We start from the raw sequence: 20,860 nt of genomic DNA, 5'->3' as shown, positions 1-20,860 counted from the left end.
AAGACTACTATTTTCTAGCAGCAGCTTTATCAGTTTTCTTGGCTGGAGCTAATTTTGCTGATTGATCCATATTCATCACGGCAACTTCTGCTTTTGCAGTCGTTTGCGGCGTAATTGTATTTGCTACGGCAACTGCATCAGTTACATTTCCTTTGATAGTGATTACCGATCTGCTGTTCTCAGCATCATTCGAATACACTTCAATAATTTTTGTAAATGGTCCTACAATTTTGGTATCATAACCCACTTTTAACTCAGTTGTTTTTCCTGGCATAATCGGAGTTTGACTCCACTCTGGCGTAGTACAACCACAAGATGCCTGAACTCTGGAAATAATAAGTGGTTTGTCGCCCGTATTTTTAACAGTAAAAGTTCTGTGACCATCGGCACCAGGTTTAACATTTCCATATTCGTAGACGGTTTTGTCAAATGAAATAGTTTGTGCTGAGGCAAGTGCAAAAGATCCGGCTAAAAATAGGCCTGCGAAGATTTTTTTCATTATTTTATTTTTTAGAAATTGGTTATTTGATTGAGATTAACAAACAAAGTTAAATATTTTTTTAATATCAAGCTCAATTTTTTTTATTTCCCTATTTTTGCACCTATTAAGTCAAAGATATATTATATGCAGATTTCAGAGAAATATACGCCCCAGGAAACAGAACAGAAATGGTATGAATTCTGGCTCAAAAATAATTATTTTCATTCCGAACCTAACGAAAAACCGCCTTACACCATTGTAATTCCACCACCGAATGTAACCGGAATTTTACACATGGGTCACATGCTGAACAATACCATTCAGGATATTTTGGTTCGTAGAGCCAGAATGCAAGGTTTCAATGCGTGCTGGGTTCCCGGAACTGATCATGCCTCCATTGCAACAGAAGCAAAAGTAGTGGCAAAACTGAAAGAAGAAGGCATTAATAAATCTGACTTAACCCGTGACGAATTTTTAAAACATGCTTGGGATTGGACTGACAAATACGGTGGGACCATTTTGGAGCAGTTGAAAAAGCTAGGTTGTTCTTGTGATTGGGAACGTACCCGATTTACTTTGGAACCGAAACTTTCTGACCAAGTTGTAAAATCTTTTGTTGACTTATATAATAAAGGTCTGGTTTATCGCGGTTACCGAATGGTAAACTGGGATCCAGAAGCAAAAACCAATATTTCTGACGAAGAAGTTATTTTCAAAGAACAAAACGGGAAACTGTTTTATTTAAAATATAAAATTGAATCTTCGACAGGCTCAGATAGCGAAGATTTTATTTCTGTTGCGACAACACGTCCCGAAACGATTTTTGGTGACACTGCTGTTTGTATCAATCCCAATGATGAGCGATATGCGCATTTAAGAGGGAAGAATGTAATTGTTCCTATTGTCAACCGTGCGATTCCAATTATTGAAGATGATTATGTAGATATCGAATTCGGAACGGGTGCATTGAAAATTACGCCTGCCCACGATATCAATGACTATGAAATTGGAAAACGTCATAACCTGCAGATGATTGATTCTTTGGATGATGATGCTAATTTAAACGATCATGGATTGCATTATTCAGGTAAAAATCGATTCGTCGTTCGTAAAGAAATTGTTAAAGAATTAGAGCAAAATGATCTTTTGTTAAAAGCTGAAGATTATGTAAATAAAGTAGGAACATCTGAAAGAACAGGCGCGATCATCGAACCGAAAGTTTCTGTGCAGTGGTTTTTAAAAATGTCAGAATTGGCAAAACCAGCATTGGATGTAGTGATGAACGATGAGGTGAAATTTCACCCAGAAAAATTCAAAAACACCTATAAACACTGGATGGAAAACATCCGCGACTGGAATATTTCACGTCAGCTTTGGTGGGGACAACAAATCCCAGCTTATTTTTATGGGGAAGGTCAAGATGATTTCGTCGTAGCAGAAACGATGGAAGAAGCATTGATTTTGGCTCAGCAAAAAAGTGGAATCCAAAATCTGACTTTAGAAAATTTAAAGCAAGACGAAGACGCACTCGATACTTGGTTCTCCTCTTGGTTATGGCCGATGTCTGTTTTTGATGGAATTACAGATCCTGACAATAAAGACATCAATTATTATTATCCGACATCTGATTTGGTGACCGGTCCCGATATTATTTTCTTTTGGGTTGCCCGAATGATTATGGCGGGAATTGAATATAGAAAAGAAGTTCCCTTTAAAAATGTTTATTTTACTGGAATTGTCCGTGATAAGCAAAGACGAAAAATGTCTAAATCTCTTGGGAATTCCCCGGATCCAATTGAATTGATTGAGAAATATGGTGCAGATGGCGTTCGTGTTGGAATCTTGTTGAGTTCCGCTGCTGGAAACGATTTGTTGTTCGATGAAGAGCTCATGTTGCAGGGAAGAAATTTCGCTACGAAGATTTGGAACTCCAATAAACTAATTCAAGGCTGGAAAAAAGACGATTCTATTAAAGCCAATGAGGCAGATCAACAGGCAATTGCGTGGTTCGGAAATCAAATGGATAAAACCATCGCTGAAATTGCGGATCAATTCGAGAAGTTCCGTATTTCTGACGCGTTGCATTTAGTGTATAAATTGATTTGGGACGATTTCTGTTCTTGGTATTTAGAAGCTATTAAACCTAATTATGGTGAGGCGATTTCGACGGAAGTTTATGATCAGACGATCCTATATTTCGAAGAATTAATGAAACTGTTGCATCCATTTATGCCATTTTTATCTGAGGAATTATGGCAAAATATCTCGGAAAGAACCATTGAAAACGCTTTGGTTATTTCTCAACAAAGAAAAGTTCAGGCTTATGATAAACAGCTGATCAAACAGTTTGAAGTTTCTAAAGAAGTAATTTCTGGTGTTCGTAATTACCGTCAGAGCAAAGGGATCTCACCGCGCGAAAGGGTGGAGGTTTTCACCAATGCAGCATCTTTTGACAATGAAAATTTAGTTCGGAAATTAGCGAATATTGAGCAAATTCATTTTGCGGAGAAAACAGATAAACCAACATTCTCCTTTTTAATTGGCGGAACAGAAGTTTCAATTCCATTAAGTGAGAATTTAGATTTAGGAGAAGAAAAAACAAAAACTGAAGAAGAAATCAAATATCTAAAAGGTTTCATGATGTCTGTAGATAAAAAATTATCGAACGAAAAATTCATGGATGGCGCTCCACAACAAGTTGTTGATAATGAATTGAAAAAGAAAAAAGATGCGCAGGATAAATTGGTCTTGCTCGAAGAAAAATTGAAAACATTATCATGAACCACATCGAAGATATCAAAAAACTGTTTGACAAAGATTTTGTAGAAAGTCCCTTAATTGAGACTTTCGAGGCTGGAAACATTGTGCTTACAAGTGGGAAATTAGTTGCGAGCGATCCGTTGATCACCAGCGAAATGCCGCCGTTTATGACCGATTTCCCAATCGGAGAATTTCCAGTTTTGGTCCATAAAGAGATTGAAAGCAACTGTATCGCTTATGTGGAAATGGTTTTTAAAAATGCTGAAATAGCAACCTGGAAACTTGCCACCTCCGATGGTCAGAACATGACGGAATTAGAGGAAGGAGAAATCTACGGTTTTCCTGTTGAAAGTGGAATGGGTTGTCTGATGGATTTCGAAACCCAGGAAAATCTGATTCTCTTGGAACAACATTTGTTTAAAAGAAAAGGGGAAGAATTTATGGGGATTTACGAAGAGTTTTTCCATGAACATTTTTTCCAGGAGGAAGGCGCGGTGAATCAATACGCATTTTTAAAACCTCATGAAGAGAAGCCCGGAAATCTTTTTGCCTTTGAAACGGGTTATGGTGAGGGTTTTTATGCAAGTTACATTGGTTTTGACAAAAACGAAATTCCGGTAAAAGTGGTTTGCGAATTTATAGAAATTAATTAAATTAAAATAGTTCTTAATCATCTCCTATTTAAGTACATTTGAAATATAACTTACAAGCATAATGAATATTACTTCCGAACAGCCGAAAATTATTGTTATAGGTAGTTCTTCAATAGATTTAGTTTTGAATACTGATCATCTTCCACAACCTAATGAAACGGTTATGGCAGAGAAATCAGAGAGTTTTTTTGGTGGAAAAGGAGCCAATCAAGCGGTCGCAACTTCCAGATTGGGATCGAGCGTTTATTTTATTGGAGCGGTTGGAATGGATCCTAAAGGTCAACAGATTTTACGGAATCTGGTTGATGAAGGTGTTAATGTTGGGTACGTTATAGAAACTGAAGAAGCAGCTACCGGCACGGCTTACGTCGTTGCTGCCAAAGGAATTAATTCAATCGTAGTGGTTCCGGCCTCTAATTATTGTTTGAAACCCCAGCATGTTGCCGAAGCAGAAAAATTCTTTTCAACCTCAGATTTGGTTTTAATTCAGCTTGAAATTCCGATGGATGTTGTTGAATATACTTCGGACTTAGTGAAGAAAAATGGCAAGAAAATGGGAATTTACGCTTCTCCGGCAAAAAAACTTTCGGAAGAGGTTATTGAGAATTCCACATTTATCGTTGCTAAAAGTAATGAGCTTTCAATCATCTTTGGTGATGAACCAAGAGAGCAGATTTTAAGAAAATATCCCAATAAATTATTCGTTCGCGATGATACCAATTCCACGACCTATTTTAATGGTACAGAAATGAAATATTACCGCAACGATCACGATTCAGTCTTGCACAAAATGGGTATGGGCGATGCTTTTACCGCGGGATTTGGAGTTGCACTTTGCCATCAGAACAGCATCGATGACTGCGTAAAATTTGGAAATGATGTCTCTTTAAAAGTGACTAAAAATAGAGGTTCCCAAAGTGGTTTGCCTTATCTGAAAGATATTATCGAAGGGTAAATTGCTATATTGAGCATATCGGTTTACCTTTTTTATTTCCTTTAAAATTTATATTTTTAAAAAATAATTCCACTTATTGACAAGTGGAATTTTCATTAAAATGAAAGAACTGACTCTAAATACTTCCGACCATATTCCACTTTCTGTAAAGGTTTTCGAACCTAAAATTTCCAACGGTAAATTGTTGTTGATTAATTCCGCAACTGGCGTAAAACAACAGATCTATTTTTCTTTTTCCAAATATTTAGCTGAAAATGGATTTACAGTCTTCACTTACGATTATCGTGGCATTGGCGAATCAAAACCAAAAAAAATGCGTGGCTTCGATGCCTCGATGAGGATTTGGGGAACCGTAGATTTTAAAACAGTAACTGATTTTATTGAAATAGAATATCCAACTTACACTAAGTTTTGTCTAGGTCACTCCGTTGGCGCTTTAATTCTTGGCATGAATAATTATTCGAAGAATTTCAAAAAATTTATTTTTGTCGGAACACAAGATGCCTATATTGGAAATCTGACCTTGGCAGTTGCAGCAACCGCCGTACTTGGGTTCGGAATTGCACTTCCCGCAATGACCCATTTTTTCGGTTATTTTCCTGCGCATCGGTTTGGTCTGGGAGAATCTTTACCAAAAGGTGTTGCGTTTGATTGGCAGACTTTAATTTTAAATCAGAAATCAACCAGTAAACTATATGAAAGAATTGGCGGAAATAGTTCAACAGATTTAAATCAAGAAGCATTTATAATTCACGCGGAAGATGATACTTGGGTGACACAAAAGGGAATGAGCAATCTTTTGAAAAATGTTTATCCCAATTTAAAAACGACTTATCGAGAAATTAAAATTTCAGAATCTGAAAAAGGCGAAATCGGACATGTCAATTTTTTTAGAAGTTTTAATAAAAATCTCTGGAAGATCATACTGGATGAACTTTAAAATGGGAAGAAAAAGCAATCAGTAGAAATTTCCTAAATTTACAGATACCTTAAATTGATAAGAAAATGAAAATATATACAAAAACCGGCGACAAGGGCGAAACTGCTTTATATGGTGGAACACGCGTTTCCAAAGCGTCTGCCAGAGTTGAATCTTACGGAACCATCGATGAATTGAATTCCTTTATCGGAGTTGCGAAAAGTGAAGTGAAAGACGAACAGGTTTTAAATCAATTGAAAAAAATTCAGTTTGATTTATTTACCCTCGGTTCAGAATCAGCGACTCCTACCGATAAGTTAACTCTAGCCAACGGAAAATCCCGTTTGGCTTTAATGATTACCGATACCGAAATCGAAGAGCTGGAACATTGGATGGATGATTTTGAAAAGGAATTAGCACCCTTGCAATATTTCATTCTTCCCGGCGGTGGTAGATCAGCGACTTCTTTGCATGTTTGTAGAACAGTTTGCCGACGCGCTGAACGTAGTTTAGTTTTCCTCAACGAATCTGAAGAAGTTCGTCCAGAACTAATTAAATACCTGAATCGTCTTTCTGATTACCTATTCGTTTTGGCTCGCTATGTTTCCAGATTAAATGATGAAACCGAAGAATACTGGAATCCAAATGACCGCTAAAGTATTACTATTCATCAACGGAGTTCCTCCTAAAACTTTTCCTGATCTTGAAAGTTATTCCTTGATTGCTTGTTCAGATGGTGCTTTTCATTATTTAAAAGAGAACGGTTTCCCGCTGGCTCAACTCGATTTTATTTCAGGTGATTTTGACTCTCATTCTGGCAAGGACGAAAACGTTTATCAAGAGAAATTCATTTACACGCCTGATCAGGATAAAACTGATTTTGAAAAATCGCTGGAAATTATTCAAAAAAAAGGCTTTAATAAAGTCGACGTTTATGGAGGAAGCGGCGGAGAAATGGATCATTTTCTGGGAAACCTGACGGTCGCTTTTAAGTTTAAAGAAGATTTGAAAATCACTTTTTTTGATGAATATTCAAAATATTTTTTCGCGCCGAATAACCTCGTTTTAAATGAAGTGAAAAACAGGTTGATTTCATTATACCCCTTTCCCTCGGCAACAAACGTATTCACAAAAGGTTTAAACTGGCCTTTGCAGAATGAGACTTTAGACATTACCAATAGAATCGGGACTAGAAATTTCGCCAAAGAAAATGAGGTACAGATCGAATTCGAAAAAGGAAATATGGTCGTCTTTATTGGGAATAAAGAATTGACCTAATTTTAACGGTCTTTTAAAATAGAAACCCAACTTTTTTCCGCAACTTTGCACATTCAAAACATTAAAACTTTCTATATCAATGAAGATTAAATATTCAGAACTTATCGACCAAACTCTGTATTTCCCGACGGAAGAATTTAACGTCGCGGACAATACGCTACAATTCCATGATATTCCTTTGATGGAGGTTATAGAACAGTTCGGTACGCCTCTGAAATTTAATTATTTGCCAAAGATTTCGATGAATATTCAGCGTGCAAAAGCGTGGTTCAAAGAAGCTTTTGAAATCAATGATTACAAAAAAAGTTACCGTTATTGCTATTGCACCAAATCCAGTCACTTTGCTTTTGTGTTAGAAGAAGCGTTGAAGAACGATATTTCGCTGGAAACTTCTTCAGCTTACGATATTGACATTGTAAAATCGCTGTACGAAAAAGGCAGGTTTGATAAGAATGTTGAGGTCATTTGCAACGGTTTTAAAACCGATGATTATTTAGCAAAGATCTCCGATTTAATCAATCATGGATTTGAAAACATTACGCCGATTCTTGATAATTACCGGGAACTGGATAAGCTGACCGAAAGCATCGATCGCAAATTTAATATTGGGATCAGAATTGCGGCGGAAGAGGAACCAAAATTTGAATTCTACACCTCTCGATTAGGAATTGGATACAAAGATATTATCCCTTATTACAGTCAGAAAATAGCAGACCATCCGAATGCGCGATTGAAAATGTTGCACTTTTTTATTAACACTGGAATTAAGGATACGGCTTACTACTGGAACGAATTATACAAATGTTTGCGTGTTTACGCGCGGTTGAAAAAAATTGCACCCGAAGTTGATTCTCTCAATATTGGTGGTGGTTTTCCAATTAAAACGTCCTTGAATTTCGATTACGATTACCAATATATGGTCAACGAAATCGTGTCGCAAATTAAAAAATTCTGCTTAGAAGAAGGCGTTGAAGAACCGAATATTTACACCGAATTTGGAAGTTTTACCGTCGGCGAAAGCGGCGGACATCTTTATAAAATCATCTCCCAGAAACGTCAGAACGACCGTGAAAAGTGGAACATGATTGATTCCTCTTTCATGACTACGTTACCAGATACCTGGGCGATTTCGCGGAAGTTTATTATGCTTCCGATTAATCGTTGGGAAGACACTTATGAACGCGTGTTTCTCGGCGGTTTAACTTGTGATTCAGATGATTACTACAATTCTGAACAACATACCAATGCGATTTATTTACCGACTTTCAGTGATACAAGATCGCTCTATATTGGCTTTTTCAATACTGGTGCGTATCAGGAAACGATAGGTGGTTATGGCGGAGTTCACCACTGTTTGATGCCGCAACCCAAGCATATTTTGATTGATAAAGATGAAGAAGGAAACTTTGTGTACACCGTTTTCCGGGAAGAACAGAAAGCAGAAGATGTCTTAAAGTTATTAGGATATTAAAATTAAAAGGAGCTACGAAATCGTTGCTCCTTTTTTATGGCAGTCCAGCTGTCCACTGTATCTTTTTTTCGTCGCACCTCCTCAAAAAAAGGATGTCGTTTCCATCTGGGCTAGAATATCATCTACAATTCCTCTCAAAGCTGACTTCTGCAAGATTACTTTTTAGTGCTCACTCAGGTTACTTTGAAAGTATGTTCCCATTTTCTCAAACTCAATTTCCGAAAAATCAGAAATTACCAAGTTTGCTTTCTCATAATTCTGACCAACTGAATGTTCACTTTTGTAGGCAGTGCAGAAAATCCCCGCTGAATGAGCAGCGATAATTCCGTTGGTAGAATCTTCGATAACCATGCAGTTTTCTTTCGGTTCATTTGCAATTTCTGCGGCAATTAAAAATATCTCTGGGTTAGGTTTTGACTCTCTTAATTCATCGCCACTTATCTTACCCATAAAATATTTTTCTAACTCAAACTTTTCGAAAACCATATTAATCGTGGTCATACTTGCTGATGAAGCCAAAACGAGTTTGATATTATTTTCGTAATAATTCTTAATCAAACTTCTGACACCAGGAATTAAATTAAATTCAGGATCATTATAAAAGTAATCTTTGAAATATTTTCTTTTAATAAGTGCTAATTCTTCGCGGGAGTTTTCGAGTCCATATCTTTCAATCAACGTATCACAGACTTTGTTCGTTGAGGCACCGGTGAAGGTGGTATATAATTCTTCGGAAACGTGAATGCCTAAATCATTAAACAAATGGAAATAGGCTTTCCGGTGAAGTGGTTCGGTATCAACGATGACACCGTCCATATCGCATAGAACTGCTTTTAGTGGCATAAATGTTTAGTTAAAGATGGATAAGTTTTGAAGTACGTAGAGAATTCCGAGCACAGCACCGATGATTATTAAATAGGCAAAAATAGAATAAGGATTTGCAAAATTGATCGTCGAGCCCAAGTATTTAAATCTTTTCGGCGGAAATATTCGGTGATCATTTTTATTAAAGTAGAAAAGTCCTAAAATCCAGTGAGCTGGATTGTTAACTTCTTCCGTAGGTATCTGAGCTTTCATAAGGATGCGATTATTATTAATTCTTTAAATATCTTAAAATTATTTCAAGGATAAAATCCAGGAACTCATTTTGTTCAGCACTTTGGACGAAAAAGTTTCTTCGATTTGTCCGTACTCAGCAGGACTTCCGGTTTTTGCCGTTTGAAAAAGATGATTTAAATCTTCGAATTCTACTATTTCAAACCTTTTATTTCCCGCTCTCGTTAAGGATTTTTTAATTCCTTCTAAATTCTCTTTAGCAGAAACTTGCATATCCAAACTCCCATTTACTGCCAAAACTGGAATTTTAACTTTGGATAAGTAGTCGTCTGGATTAAACTTGATGAAATACCGAAACCATTCTGAGGACATTTGAGCAATGAAAGGTTCTCTTTCTTGCTTTCTCATTTTAGGATAATTCTCTTCTAAATATTTTGTAAAATCGACTTTAAAATCTTTTCCTTCGTAGCGTTGGGCATAAGAAAATGTTTTAAATTTTATAGCCAAAACTTCATCAATCGCCTCTTGTGGGAGATTGGTACTTTCTGCAATTTTTTTATTCTGATCCAAAACAAGATCAAATATTGGGATTCCAGGAGCGGCGAGAAGAACTAAAAATTTTACATTTTTGTTTTTATTTGCAACCACGGGTGCTATCATTCCTCCTTCCGAATGACCGATTAAGCCGATGTTTTTGTAACCCATTTTCATTAAGTAGTTCACAGCGGAATTAATATCAGTTGCAAAATCTGCAGACGTAGCATTCTCTTTTCCTTTTTCCGAGCCACCAATTCCGCGATCATCCAAACGCAAAGTCGCGATTCCTTTTTTAGCCAAATCGTCTGATATAACCAAAAAGGGTTTGTGGTCAAACATTTCCTCATTACGATCTTGCGCGCCGCTTCCCGTGCTCATGACTAGAATTGGTGATTTCTTATTAAGGTTTTTAGGTGTCGCAATTGTTCCAGCCAACAGATTTCCTTCTGTATCATTTTTAAAAGTGATGTCCTCAGAATTATAAGAGAAAGGCGGTTTCGGAGTTTGGGGACGAATCATCACCACAGTCTTTTCATTTCTGGTGAGAATTAAAGGCAGATTCAATCCACTTTGTGCAAAAGTTCCCTCAATTTTATCGTTGTTTAATTTTCCGTTAAATGTAATTCCTAAATCAGGTGCGGCAAATTTTAATTCATTATTTTCGAATGAAGTAGTTTTAATCGGAATTCCTTTTGCACCTTGCAAAGGACTATCGAACGATGATTTCAAATCATTTCCTTCTATTTTAATATGAATTACCAAGGGTAGTTTCTGTCCTTGAACATCTAAATTTCCATACCAGGAACCAGTAAGGTCTTGGGAGAAAAATAGGTGGAAAGTAAATAGAAACAATCCGATTAAATACTTAGTTTTCATGAGTTTTCATTTTTGATTTACAATGGGCTATCTGAAGTTTTATATAAAATTAGTGATTTATTTAATTGCATAAACTGGAAATTCAGAAAACCTACGGACGATTATCTTTACGACTCGATAAAAGATCAGAATTATTTTGAAATATTTATCTTTGAAGTTCAAATATTGCAAAACTAAAATCAAACATAATATGAAAACATACGCAGATATTCCGGAAGAAAATGCTCAACTGGAAACTTCGAAAGTAATGCTGGTAACGGTTCCTTACGATGGGACTTCAACTTGGGGAAAAGGTGCTGATAAAGGACCGGAACTTTTTTTAGATGCTTCAGAGAATATGGAATTGTACGATATTGAAACAGGAACGGAACCTTATTTAGAGGGAGTTTTTCTGTCAGGAGATATCACTGAAAAATCTTCACCGGAAGCGATGACCGAAGCAGTTTATCAAAAAACGAAAGAACTTTTGTCTAACGACGGAAAATTATTTACCCTTTTTGGTGGTGAACATTCCGTGTCAATTGGATCAATTCGTGCGGTTGGAGAAAAGTATGAAAACTTGACCGTTTTGCAATTGGATGCACACACCGATTTACGTCCGGACTTTCACGGCTCAACTTCTAATCATGCTTGCGCGGTTTATGAAGCCAGCCAAAAACATAATTTGGTTCAAGTCGGAATTCGTTCTATGGATGTTGAGGAAATGGAATATGTGAACAAAGAACAGTGTTTCTGGGCTCACCAAATCGCAAATAATGAAAACTGGATCAATGATGTTTTAGAAAAAGTTTCAGGCAATGTTTATATTACGATTGATTTAGATGCCTTCGATCCCTCGATTGCGCCTTCGACAGGAACGCCGGAACCAGGTGGTTTGCAATGGTATCCAACTTTGGAACTGTTAAGAAAGGTTTTTGAAAAATGCAATGTTGTTGCTTTTGATATTGTGGAATTAATGGATTCTCCGATGCCGAAGCCAACTGCGTTTTTAGCGGCAAAACTGTATTATAAAATGTTGGCGTATTATCACATCAACAAATAAGAAACAAATATCAAAAAAATTAAACCCATAGAATTTCTATGGGTTTTGTATTTTAACGTTCTAATAAAATATCATCAACATCTTTCATTCTGTTCATGACGGAACGCGCATAAGAGCAATGTGGATAAACTTTCCAGTTGTTTTCTCGGGCGAATTTGATTCCTTCTTCCACCAAATATTTCCCCATTCCTTTTCCTTCGAATTTTGCATGGACTAAGACAAAAGAAATTATTAATTTATTTTCGTCTGGGAAAATGGTGTAGGTTAATCTGCCGACTTCGTCGTCTTCCTTGTTCAAAGTTAAGACGCCACCGTTTCCTGATCTGTTATTTTCGTATTTCATTGTAATCTATTTAGTTCCTTAAAATTAAGGAAAATAAATCGAAAGGGATTTTTCAACTTTCTAAAATCTTGTAAGGAAGCAATCTCTGCAGCCCGACTTGAGTGGAAATCCTTTTTTTTGCAGAGGACTTTAGAAATGGCAAAAAAAGATTGACTCCATCATTTATTTATTATTATTTGAATCGTCGAAACTCGCTCCTCGTTTTGAGAGTGGAAGACGGATTAGTCTGCCCAAATCATTATTTAAAAATCTTTTCCCGTGTAGAAATTGTAGTCTTTGATGACGACATTGATGAATTGTCTTTCGGTCATTTTGGTGGGATCGATTTCTAATTTCAGGATTTCTTTAATTTTTGTGGAGAGTTTTGAAACAACTTGTCGGTCATCAATTTTTAAGGCTTTGTGATAATTTTCTTTTATGATTCTGACGTCATTATCAGTCAGCGCGATGACTTGCGGGAAAAGGGGAAGGTAATCTTCTTTGAGGTTTTCTAAAATCGTATGTGAAATATTAACTCCATTTTTTAAGGAAATAACTGCAGTCCCAGAAGCAATGCCTCCTAATCTTTGGGTCTTTTTTGAAACAATCATCGTGATTAATCCGACCACGCCGGAATTGGAAAACACGTCGATCAATCGAAAAAACCATCGCATTAAATAATCCCCAAAACTCGCCTGAAAGCCATCAATTTTCACCACTTTAATTTTGACTAATTTCTTTCCGAAAGTCTGTCCTTCCATCAAACTTTCGCTGACCAAAGTGTAAATGTGAATCGGAAGGGTGAGGATAATATAGACGGCCATTTGCGACCAATTATCGAGCCCGTTGATGTAAGAACCGAAATTAAAGACGCGAAACAGAAACCAAAAAAGAATTAGAACATAGGCTCCTTTGATAAGGAGATCAATAACGAAGGCTAAAATTCGCTCGCCAATACTTGCGGTATTGAAATTAATATTTACATTTTGTGAAGTATTTATAGCGATCAGCGACATATTTTTATTATTTTAGCATCGGATGAGAGAGGTAGCGTTTATCAAACAAAATAAAGAAAAATGGTTGGGAATCGAGCAGGTTATCACGGGAAAAGTTAAAAAAAATCCGGATGATCTCTCCTCACTGTATATTAATTTGGTGAATGACTTGTCGTTTGCACAAACTTATTACCCGAAAAGCAAAACGACTATTTATCTCAACAATCTTTCCTCACTCATTTTCCAACGAATTTATAAAACCAAAAGGTCCGAGCAAAACCGTTTGTTTGCGTTTTTTAAAACTGAAGTTCCGCTTTTGGTTCATCACTATCGGCGGTATTTATTTTATGCTTTCGGCTTCTTCATTCTGTTTACTTTGATTGGGTTTATCTCAGCGTATTACGACAAGGATTTTGTGAGAATTATTTTGGGTGACGAATACGTGAACAAAACAATTGAGAATATTGAAAAAGGAAATGCGGTTGGCGTTTATCAGCAAGGTTCAAACTGGGGAAGTGCGATTGCCATTACTTTTAATAATTTAAAAGTTGGCGCAGTTCTTTTTATTTACGGCATTTTCGGCGGCGTAGGAACTTTGTATGCGTTGTTGCAAAACAGTATTATGCTTGGTTCATTTCAATACTTTTTCCATGAACATGGTGCTTTGAAAGAAAGTGCGAGTGGGATTTGGCTGCACGGAGTTTTCGAAATTTTCAGCATGGTCGTGGAAGCGATGGCTGGATTAATTTTAGGCGCTTCTATTTTATTTCCAAAAACTTATTCCCGTTTTAATTCCTTTAAATTAGGTTTTAAAGATGGCTTTAAAATATTTCTAAGCACCGTTCCATTTACGATCGTTGCGGGAATTATTGAAGGTTATGTCACCAGATACGCGTTGGTAATGCCGGGGTTTTTAAATGGATTTTTAATTTTCGGAACGCTTTCTTTGATCGGTTATTATTATTTTATCTATCCTTATTTAGTAGCAAAAAAATCAAAAATACATGATGCAATTTTATCAGAAACGTGACTTCGGCCAGTTCATTAGCGACACCTTTGCTTTTTTTAAAGAGCACGGAAAAAACTATTTTAAAAACTATCTTTTAATCAACGGAATTTTATTAATTGTGATGGTTATTATCTTTGTTGTTGGTTATCGCGAACTATTTTCGCAAATGATGGGTTCCAACACCAGTGGACAAAAGTACTATTATGAAGCCTACTTTCAAGAGAATTCCGCGATGCTGATTTTAGTTTCCACAGTTGTATTTATTTTGTTTTTGGCCGTGACGATGGTTTCCTATTCTTACCCGATCTTATATATGAAAAGATTGGCAGAAACGGGAAATAAGAATATTAAAGCCGATGATATTTTAAGCGATCTAAAAAATAATATCGGACGGTTTTTAAAATTATTTCTAGGCTTGTTTTTTATTGTAACTCCTTTAGCAATAATGGTTTTCGGACTTTCTTTCATTTTAATGATTGTCATCATCGGATTCTTTTTATTGATATTAGTTGGACCAACATTAATGAACGTTGTTAATTTTTTAATGTTCGATTATTTCAACACCAAGAAAGGTTTTTTTGAATCTTTAAGTTATGCCGTCAGAGCCCAATTCTCCTATAAAAACGGAAGAGAGAAATCTCCCTTTTGGAAATATTGGGGTTCAACCATCGTGATGTATTTTATTATTCAAGTAGTTGCCTCTATTTTTACCATGATTCCAATGCTGATCATCTTTGGCGGAATGATGACCGTTCCGCAAGGCGGAGAATTGCAGCAAAATCCATTTGAAGGACCGATGGGAATTTTCATTTTTATCTTGTATGGAGTTTCGCTCGTATTTTCATTTTTAATGATTAACGTGATTTTTGTAAACTCCGGTTTGCAATATTATGACAGCCGAACTGATCTTCATCGCAATATTGATTTATCAGAAATCGACACGATTGGTAAAAATGAAAATTAAGACATTCCTTTTCTTTTTTCTCTTACAATTTATATCTGGAAATTCTCAGGAACTTCCGCCACCGCCGATGTCAAGTTTTAAGGACTCGGTTAGCATCGGTCATCAGGGACAATATTACACCGATTCTCTTTTGCTGGAAAAACCAACTACTGATAATATTATTTTTCCTAAAAGTTTTGAGGAAAAGTTTCAATCGAAATACAAAGGTGGAGAATACGATTACACGACCGTAAAACCGAGAGAATCTTTGTGGCAAAAGATTCAGAAAAGAATAAAGAAAATTCTGGAATCGATTTTTGGTAAAGTTGATCCCAACAAAACGGCGTCGTATGCAGAAAATATCATGCGGATTTTCGCCGTCATCATTATCGGATTTGTGATGTATTGTTTACTTAAATTTTTATTGGGCAAAGACGGGAATTTCTTTTTTAGTAAAAAGAATAAGAAGCTCAACATTGCCAATCAAGATCTTCAGGAGAATATTCATGAAATTAATTTCAGTGAAAGCATTGAAAAATTTGAAAGGCAAGAAGATTACCGTTCCGCAGTTCGTTATCAGTTTTTATTGGTTTTAAAGAAATTGGCGGATAAAAAACTCATCAGTTGGAATCCCGAAAAAACCAACAAAGATTATTTGTCGGAGTTCAAAAACAAGGAGTTAAAAACGAGTTTCAAAGATCTGGCCTACATTTTCGATTACGTTTGGTATGGCGAATTTGAGGTTAATCAAGAGAATTATACTCAATTCAAACAGAAGTTTTTAAATTTTAAGATATAGGAAATCCTCTTTAGGATAGAAGTGAAATATGAATAAAACGTTCAAATTATATGGTTTAATTTTCATCATCGTGATGGCAATTTTGGCGTTGCTGGAATTGAGCAAAACCGAGGTGACTGATTGGCGCAAGAATTTTGACATTAATGAAAAATCACCGTTTGGATTATTTGTTTTTAATAAAGAAGTCAATCAACTTTTAAATGATAAAGTTAAGCGAACCGATCTTTCACCGTATGATTTCTACAAAACTCAAAAATTAAAACCACATAATATTTTAATTATTGAATCTAAACTGGATTCTGAGTCGTGGAATAAAATTCTTAAAAATGTAGAAGCCGGTTCAGATGCATTGGTGATTTCAGAGTATTTTAATCAGGTAATTGCCGATTCGCTCGGTTTTTCGACCACAAGAATTAGTTATGAAGAGTACAATCGATTGTTATTGACCGATCTTAAATTTGCAAACGATTCTTTACAATTAGATAAACTTCCCTCAGGAAAAGGGTTTGATTATGTTTTGGAAAGCACGGAGATTCTAGGCAAAGAAGTGACCGATAGTAAGATGGCGAACTTCATCAAGATTAATCATGGAAAAGGTCATTTATATTTACATTCAGAATCGTTGATCGTCACCAATTACTATTTGCTTAAACCCGAAAATGAAAAATATGTTCAGGATGTATTTTCATATCTTCCTGATCGCGAAACAGTTTGGTTTTCTGGTGCTAATAAAAATGTAGCCGAATCGCGCTCGCCTCTGCGATTTATTTTAGCCAATCCTGGGTTGCGTTATGCTTGGTGGCTGTTATTAGGTGGACTTTTATTGTTCATCATTTTTAATGCAAAACGGAAACAGAGAATTGTCCCCATCATTGAACCAAAGAAAAATAAGTCGGTTGAATTCGTAAAAAGCATTGGAAATCTTTATTTGCAAGAAGGTGATTTTCACGATATGATGGCAAAAAAAGCACAGTACTTCCTCAATCGCGTGAGAATCGATTTGATGATTGATACCAAAGATTTAGACGAGAAATTCATCAACCTTCTTCATTTGAAAACTGGAAAAAGTGTAGAGAAAATTACAGAAGCCACCAACTTGATTAAAAGAGGACAAGATCCTTACGCAAGGGTGATGCAAGAAGATTTAATTAAAATGAATAAATTGTTAGACGAGATTTTACTTTAAAAATTAGCGCAATTTAAATTAGAACAGAACACCATTGAACCCAAAATAATTATGGAAAATTTTGAAAATCAAAATCAAGAAAATACAAATACAGAATTTCATTCCCGATTGGATATGACTGAACTTCAGCAAAGTTTGGAACAGGTAAAAGCAGAAATCGGCAAAGTGATTATCGGGCAAGAATCGATGATCGAACATTTACTGGTCGCACTTTTATCCAATGGTCATGTTTTAATCGAGGGTGTTCCCGGCGTGGCGAAAACCATAACGGCGAAATTATTGGCAAAAACAGTTGATGTTGGTTTTAGCCGACTTCAGTTTACACCCGATTTAATGCCTTCGGATATTTTGGGAACTTCAATTTTCAATGTTAAAAATTCTGAGTTTGAATTTAAAAAAGGACCTATATTTTCCAGTTTTATTTTGATCGATGAAATCAACCGTTCGCCAGCGAAAACGCAAGCCGCTTTATTTGAAGTCATGGAAGAACGCCAAATCACCATGGACGGAAAACAATACGAAATGCAGGAACCTTTCCTGGTGGTGGCCACTCAAAATCCAATTGAGCATGAAGGAACGTATCGACTTCCGGAAGCGCAACTTGACCGGTTTCTGTTTAAAATAAATGTCGGCTATCCGAATCTTACGCAAGAAATTCAAATCATTAAAAACCAACACGAAAATCGATTAGATGATAAAACCGACGCCGTTCAGAAAGTTATTTCCGGAGCTCAGTTAAAGACCTATCAGAATTTGGTAAAAGATGTGGTCGTAGAAACGCAGTTGTTAGAATATATTGCAAAAATTATTGTGAATACCAGAGAGAATCAATTCCTTTATTTGGGCGCTTCACCGAGAGCGAGTCTGGCTTTGTTGACGGCTTCTAAATCATTTGCGGCCGTTCGTGGACGAGATTTCGTAACGCCAGAAGACATCAAAGAAGCAAGTTACGCTGTTCTTCGCCACCGCGTAATGGTTTCCCCAGAACGCGAAATGGAAGGTTTGACCGCTGACGAAATTATTCGTCAGATATTGGAGGCGATTGAAATTCCTAGATAGGTCGTAGTGGTTAGGTTTTAGGTGGTAGTAAAAAGAGTTTATGGGAAATTTTAAAGAATTATTAGTTTGGAAAAAATCAATAGAATTCGTGACAGAAATCTATGAGATTACTTCTGTGTTTCCATCTGAGGAAAAATTCGGATTGGTTTCTCAAATAAGAAGAGCAGCAGTGTCAATTCCATCAAATATCGCCGAAGGTAATGCCAGAAGAAGTTCTGCAGATTATATTCAGTTTTTAAAGATTGCTCGTGGGAGTGGTGCAGAAGTAGAAACTCAAATTATCATCTCAAAAAACTTAGGATTTATGAACGATGTAAAATGTGAAGAACTCACCTTAAAAATAACTGAAATCATGAAAATGATCAACGGTCTAATCAACTACCTAAAAACCAAACCCTAATCTCCTACCACCTAAATCCTACTACCTACCACCTAATAAAAAATGAAAAACCTGTACATCAATAACCGATTTTTCTTCACGCTTTTTGGCGTGGGATTTACTTATATTCTGGCTTTTTTCTTTCCAGTGTTGATGTGGGTTGCGCATGGTTTATTGACTTTGGTGGTGATCGCTTTTATTGTGGATTTCATGCTTTTGTTTAATCAAAAAAATGCTGTTCAGGCACAAAGAATTTTACCGGAGAAATTATCAAACGGTGATCAGAATTCTATAAAGATTGATCTTAAAAACAATTACCCATTTACCATTAAAACGAAAGTAATTGATGAAATTCCGTTTCAATTTCAGAAGCGTGATTTTAATATTGATAGAACCATTGATAAAAATAAAAACGTCCTTTTTGAATATATTCTCGAGCCAAAAGAACGCGGTGAATACGGTTTTGGAAACCTCAATATTTTTGTGAATTCTCCATTGGGCCTGGTGTCTAAGAGATTTGCTTTTCAAAAAGAAGCAATGTTGCCGAGTTACCCATCATTTATTCATTTAAGAAAATATGAATTGATGGCACTTCAAAACGAATTTCTTTTAGGTGGTATTAAAAAGATTCGGAAACTTGGTCACACCATGGAATTCGAACAAATCAAAGAATACGTTCCCGGCGATGATGTTCGAACGATTAATTGGAAAGCAACTTCTAAACGAAATCAATTGATGGTGAATCAGTTTCAGGACGAAAAATCACAACGAATTTTCATGCTGATTGATAATGGCAGAACGATGCAAATGCCTTTCAACGGATTGAGTTTACTCGATTATTCGATCAATGCTACGATGGCTTTAAGTCACATTATTCTTAAGAAAAATGACCGCGCCGGAATGATGACGTTCTCGAAAAAGACGGAACATAAAGTCGCTGCAGATAATAAATCGGGACAGTTGCGTAAGATTTCTGAATCACTTTATAATATTCAAACCAACTTTTTTGAAAGTGATTTCAGCAGATTGTATCAGGATGTTAAATATACGATCGGGCAAAGAAGTTTGATTTTACTTTTCACCAATTTTGAAACTTTGGATGCGGTAAATCGTCAAATGAAATATCTGCGTGGAATAGCAAAAAACCATTTGCTGGTGATTATCTTTTTTAAAAATGCTGAACTTCAAAGTTTGATTAATACCAATCCGGAAAACATTCAGGAAGTCTATGACGAGATTATCGCCGAGAAGTTTGAGTACGAAAAGAAATTAATTATTCAGGAACTTCGGAAATATGGAATTTACACCGTTTATACTTTGCCTGAAAATTTAAATATCGAAGTCATTAATAAATATTTGGAAATAAAAGCAAGAGGAATTCTTTAATTAAAATCTCTATTTTTACGTATCCAATATTAAAAATCAATTTTATGAAAATTACCCTTAATAGAATCAACGACGATTATTTGTTTGAATGTACCAATTCTTTGGGCAATAAAATCCTGTTAGACAATAGTTCTCAGTCAGAAGGTACCAAAGGAGTTTCCCCAATGGAAACTATTTTAATGGCCGTGGCAGGTTGTAGTGGAATCGACATGGTTTCAATCCTGAAAAAACAAAGACAGGAAATCACCAATTTTTCTGCAGAAGTTACTGGAGAAAGAATTGAAGTTGATGAAGCGAAACCTTTCAAAACAATTTTAGTGAAGTTCTTTGTCGAGGGAGAGATTGATCCGAAAAAAGCCGAACGCGCCGCCGCACTTTCATTCGAAAAATACTGTTCTGTTTCAAAAACCATGGAGCCTAATGTAATGGTGAATTATGAGGTTTTTGTGAATGGAGAGAAAGTAGGTGTTTAGTAAAAAATAAAAAGAATGAACAATAAAATATTTTATTATATAGCGTGTATATATCTAATTATTAACGGTAGTGGGGCACTTTTAAAACTTGTATTGATTAAAAACAATGAGATTTTAAACAATCCAAGTGAATCCTTAACTTATAAGATAGGATTGGTTTTAGGAATGATTGTGCAAGTTTTAATTTGTTTTGGTTTAGTAAAAATTATATTTCAAAAGTTCATCATGAAAAAATCATTGAAAGAACTGAAATCCATTGAAACGATTTAGAAATAAGTAAA

At 35.8% G+C, this 20,860-nt stretch carries 23 protein-coding genes; 17 read left to right on the top strand and 6 right to left on the bottom strand.

What is annotated here, in order from left to right; all coding sequences use genetic code 11:
* Window positions 1–7 precede the first annotated feature (7 nt).
* The gene (locus BMX49_RS14115) at window positions 8–499 is read right to left on the bottom strand and encodes a DUF1573 domain-containing protein (RefSeq protein WP_034719048.1); all 492 of its coding nucleotides are present in this window, start codon (window positions 497–499) and stop codon (window positions 8–10) included.
* A 126-nt stretch (window positions 500–625) separates the two neighbouring features.
* On the opposite strand from BMX49_RS14115, the gene BMX49_RS14110 reads away from it, so the two are divergent.
* From BMX49_RS14110 to BMX49_RS14080, 7 genes are all read left to right on the top strand, one after another.
* Window positions 626–3,262, top strand: coding sequence for a valine--tRNA ligase (locus tag BMX49_RS14110; protein WP_034719049.1), 2,637 nt, complete (start codon window positions 626–628; stop codon window positions 3,260–3,262).
* The gene (locus BMX49_RS14105; protein ID WP_034719051.1) at window positions 3,259–3,894 is read left to right on the top strand and encodes a DUF4241 domain-containing protein; all 636 of its coding nucleotides are present in this window, start codon (window positions 3,259–3,261) and stop codon (window positions 3,892–3,894) included. Before BMX49_RS14110 ends, BMX49_RS14105 begins: the two co-directional genes overlap by 4 nt.
* Before the next feature lie 61 nt (window positions 3,895–3,955).
* Window positions 3,956–4,849 (top strand): ribokinase, encoded by an 894-nt coding sequence (locus BMX49_RS14100; RefSeq protein ID WP_034719052.1) that lies wholly within the window; start codon window positions 3,956–3,958, stop codon window positions 4,847–4,849.
* Window positions 4,850–4,949: 100 nt separating this feature from the next.
* Complete coding sequence (locus BMX49_RS14095) at window positions 4,950–5,789, top strand: alpha/beta hydrolase family protein (RefSeq protein WP_034721204.1); 840 nt, start codon at window positions 4,950–4,952, stop codon at window positions 5,787–5,789.
* 65 nt (window positions 5,790–5,854) lie between these two features.
* The gene (locus tag BMX49_RS14090) at window positions 5,855–6,424 is read left to right on the top strand and encodes a cob(I)yrinic acid a,c-diamide adenosyltransferase (protein ID WP_034719054.1); all 570 of its coding nucleotides are present in this window, start codon (window positions 5,855–5,857) and stop codon (window positions 6,422–6,424) included.
* A complete protein-coding gene (locus BMX49_RS14085; RefSeq protein WP_246005089.1) occupies window positions 6,387–7,046 on the top strand; it encodes a thiamine diphosphokinase in 660 nt (219 codons plus the stop codon). The genes BMX49_RS14090 and BMX49_RS14085 overlap by 38 nt, the downstream gene beginning before the upstream one ends.
* Before the next feature lie 79 nt (window positions 7,047–7,125).
* Window positions 7,126–8,517 carry a type III PLP-dependent enzyme domain-containing protein gene (locus BMX49_RS14080; RefSeq protein ID WP_034719055.1) on the top strand — a complete coding sequence of 464 codons (1,392 nt, stop codon included), beginning with the start codon at window positions 7,126–7,128 and terminating at the stop codon, window positions 8,515–8,517.
* A 162-nt stretch (window positions 8,518–8,679) separates the two neighbouring features.
* Here BMX49_RS14080 and BMX49_RS14075 read toward each other — a convergent pair whose 3' ends face one another.
* Genes BMX49_RS14075 through BMX49_RS14065 form a run of 3 tightly spaced genes read right to left on the bottom strand, consistent with a single transcriptional unit; the run spans window position 8,680 to window position 10,986 of the window.
* Entirely contained in the window at window positions 8,680–9,360 is a 681-nt protein-coding gene (locus BMX49_RS14075; protein ID WP_034719056.1) for an HAD family hydrolase, read from the bottom strand.
* Between the two features lie 6 nt (window positions 9,361–9,366).
* Window positions 9,367–9,594 carry a DUF5808 domain-containing protein gene (locus BMX49_RS14070; RefSeq protein WP_034719057.1) on the bottom strand — a complete coding sequence of 76 codons (228 nt, stop codon included), beginning with the start codon at window positions 9,592–9,594 and terminating at the stop codon, window positions 9,367–9,369.
* 39 nt (window positions 9,595–9,633) lie between these two features.
* On the bottom strand, window positions 9,634–10,986 hold the full coding sequence (locus tag BMX49_RS14065; protein ID WP_034719067.1) for an alpha/beta hydrolase family protein: 1,353 nt from the start codon (window positions 10,984–10,986) through the stop codon (window positions 9,634–9,636).
* Window positions 10,987–11,176: 190 nt separating this feature from the next.
* Here BMX49_RS14065 and speB point away from each other — a divergent pair, with 190 nt between their 5' ends.
* Window positions 11,177–12,028: an agmatinase gene (gene speB / locus BMX49_RS14060; protein WP_034719069.1), complete on the top strand. Its 852-nt coding sequence runs from the start codon at window positions 11,177–11,179 to the stop codon at window positions 12,026–12,028.
* Between the two features lie 52 nt (window positions 12,029–12,080).
* On the opposite strand, the gene BMX49_RS14055 is transcribed toward speB, so the two are convergent.
* The gene (locus tag BMX49_RS14055; protein WP_034719071.1) at window positions 12,081–12,371 is read right to left on the bottom strand and encodes a GNAT family N-acetyltransferase; all 291 of its coding nucleotides are present in this window, start codon (window positions 12,369–12,371) and stop codon (window positions 12,081–12,083) included.
* A gap of 242 nt (window positions 12,372–12,613) precedes the next feature.
* A complete protein-coding gene (locus BMX49_RS14050; RefSeq protein ID WP_034719073.1) occupies window positions 12,614–13,366 on the bottom strand; it encodes an RDD family protein in 753 nt (250 codons plus the stop codon).
* A gap of 22 nt (window positions 13,367–13,388) precedes the next feature.
* Here BMX49_RS14050 and BMX49_RS14045 point away from each other — a divergent pair, with 22 nt between their 5' ends.
* Genes BMX49_RS14045 through BMX49_RS14630 form a run of 9 tightly spaced genes read left to right on the top strand, consistent with a single transcriptional unit; the run spans window position 13,389 to window position 20,849 of the window.
* Window positions 13,389–14,375 (top strand): stage II sporulation protein M, encoded by a 987-nt coding sequence (locus tag BMX49_RS14045; protein ID WP_034719075.1) that lies wholly within the window; start codon window positions 13,389–13,391, stop codon window positions 14,373–14,375.
* Window positions 14,350–15,318: a hypothetical protein gene (locus BMX49_RS14040; protein ID WP_034719077.1), complete on the top strand. Its 969-nt coding sequence runs from the start codon at window positions 14,350–14,352 to the stop codon at window positions 15,316–15,318. The genes BMX49_RS14045 and BMX49_RS14040 overlap by 26 nt, the downstream gene beginning before the upstream one ends.
* The gene (locus tag BMX49_RS14035) at window positions 15,308–16,096 is read left to right on the top strand and encodes a DUF4129 domain-containing protein (RefSeq protein WP_034719079.1); all 789 of its coding nucleotides are present in this window, start codon (window positions 15,308–15,310) and stop codon (window positions 16,094–16,096) included. Before BMX49_RS14040 ends, BMX49_RS14035 begins: the two co-directional genes overlap by 11 nt.
* Before the next feature lie 28 nt (window positions 16,097–16,124).
* Window positions 16,125–17,282 carry a DUF4350 domain-containing protein gene (locus BMX49_RS14030; protein ID WP_034719081.1) on the top strand — a complete coding sequence of 386 codons (1,158 nt, stop codon included), beginning with the start codon at window positions 16,125–16,127 and terminating at the stop codon, window positions 17,280–17,282.
* Window positions 17,283–17,333: 51 nt separating this feature from the next.
* Window positions 17,334–18,341 carry an AAA family ATPase gene (locus BMX49_RS14025; protein ID WP_034719083.1) on the top strand — a complete coding sequence of 336 codons (1,008 nt, stop codon included), beginning with the start codon at window positions 17,334–17,336 and terminating at the stop codon, window positions 18,339–18,341.
* Between the two features lie 40 nt (window positions 18,342–18,381).
* Window positions 18,382–18,741 (top strand): four helix bundle protein, encoded by a 360-nt coding sequence (locus tag BMX49_RS14020; RefSeq protein ID WP_034719085.1) that lies wholly within the window; start codon window positions 18,382–18,384, stop codon window positions 18,739–18,741.
* Window positions 18,742–18,783: 42 nt separating this feature from the next.
* Complete coding sequence (locus BMX49_RS14015) at window positions 18,784–20,106, top strand: DUF58 domain-containing protein (RefSeq protein WP_034719086.1); 1,323 nt, start codon at window positions 18,784–18,786, stop codon at window positions 20,104–20,106.
* Window positions 20,107–20,150: 44 nt separating this feature from the next.
* On the top strand, window positions 20,151–20,579 hold the full coding sequence (locus BMX49_RS14010) for an OsmC family protein (RefSeq protein WP_034719088.1): 429 nt from the start codon (window positions 20,151–20,153) through the stop codon (window positions 20,577–20,579).
* Window positions 20,580–20,594: 15 nt separating this feature from the next.
* Entirely contained in the window at window positions 20,595–20,849 is a 255-nt protein-coding gene (locus BMX49_RS14630; protein WP_126337158.1) for a hypothetical protein, read from the top strand.
* Window positions 20,850–20,860 lie beyond the last annotated feature (11 nt).

Origin of the sequence: Kaistella antarctica, assembly GCF_900109615.1 — a bacterium.
Classification (GTDB): domain Bacteria; phylum Bacteroidota; class Bacteroidia; order Flavobacteriales; family Weeksellaceae; genus Kaistella; species Kaistella antarctica.
Note: the sequence above shows the minus strand (reverse complement) of the source record. Positions and strands in the feature narration are given on the sequence as shown.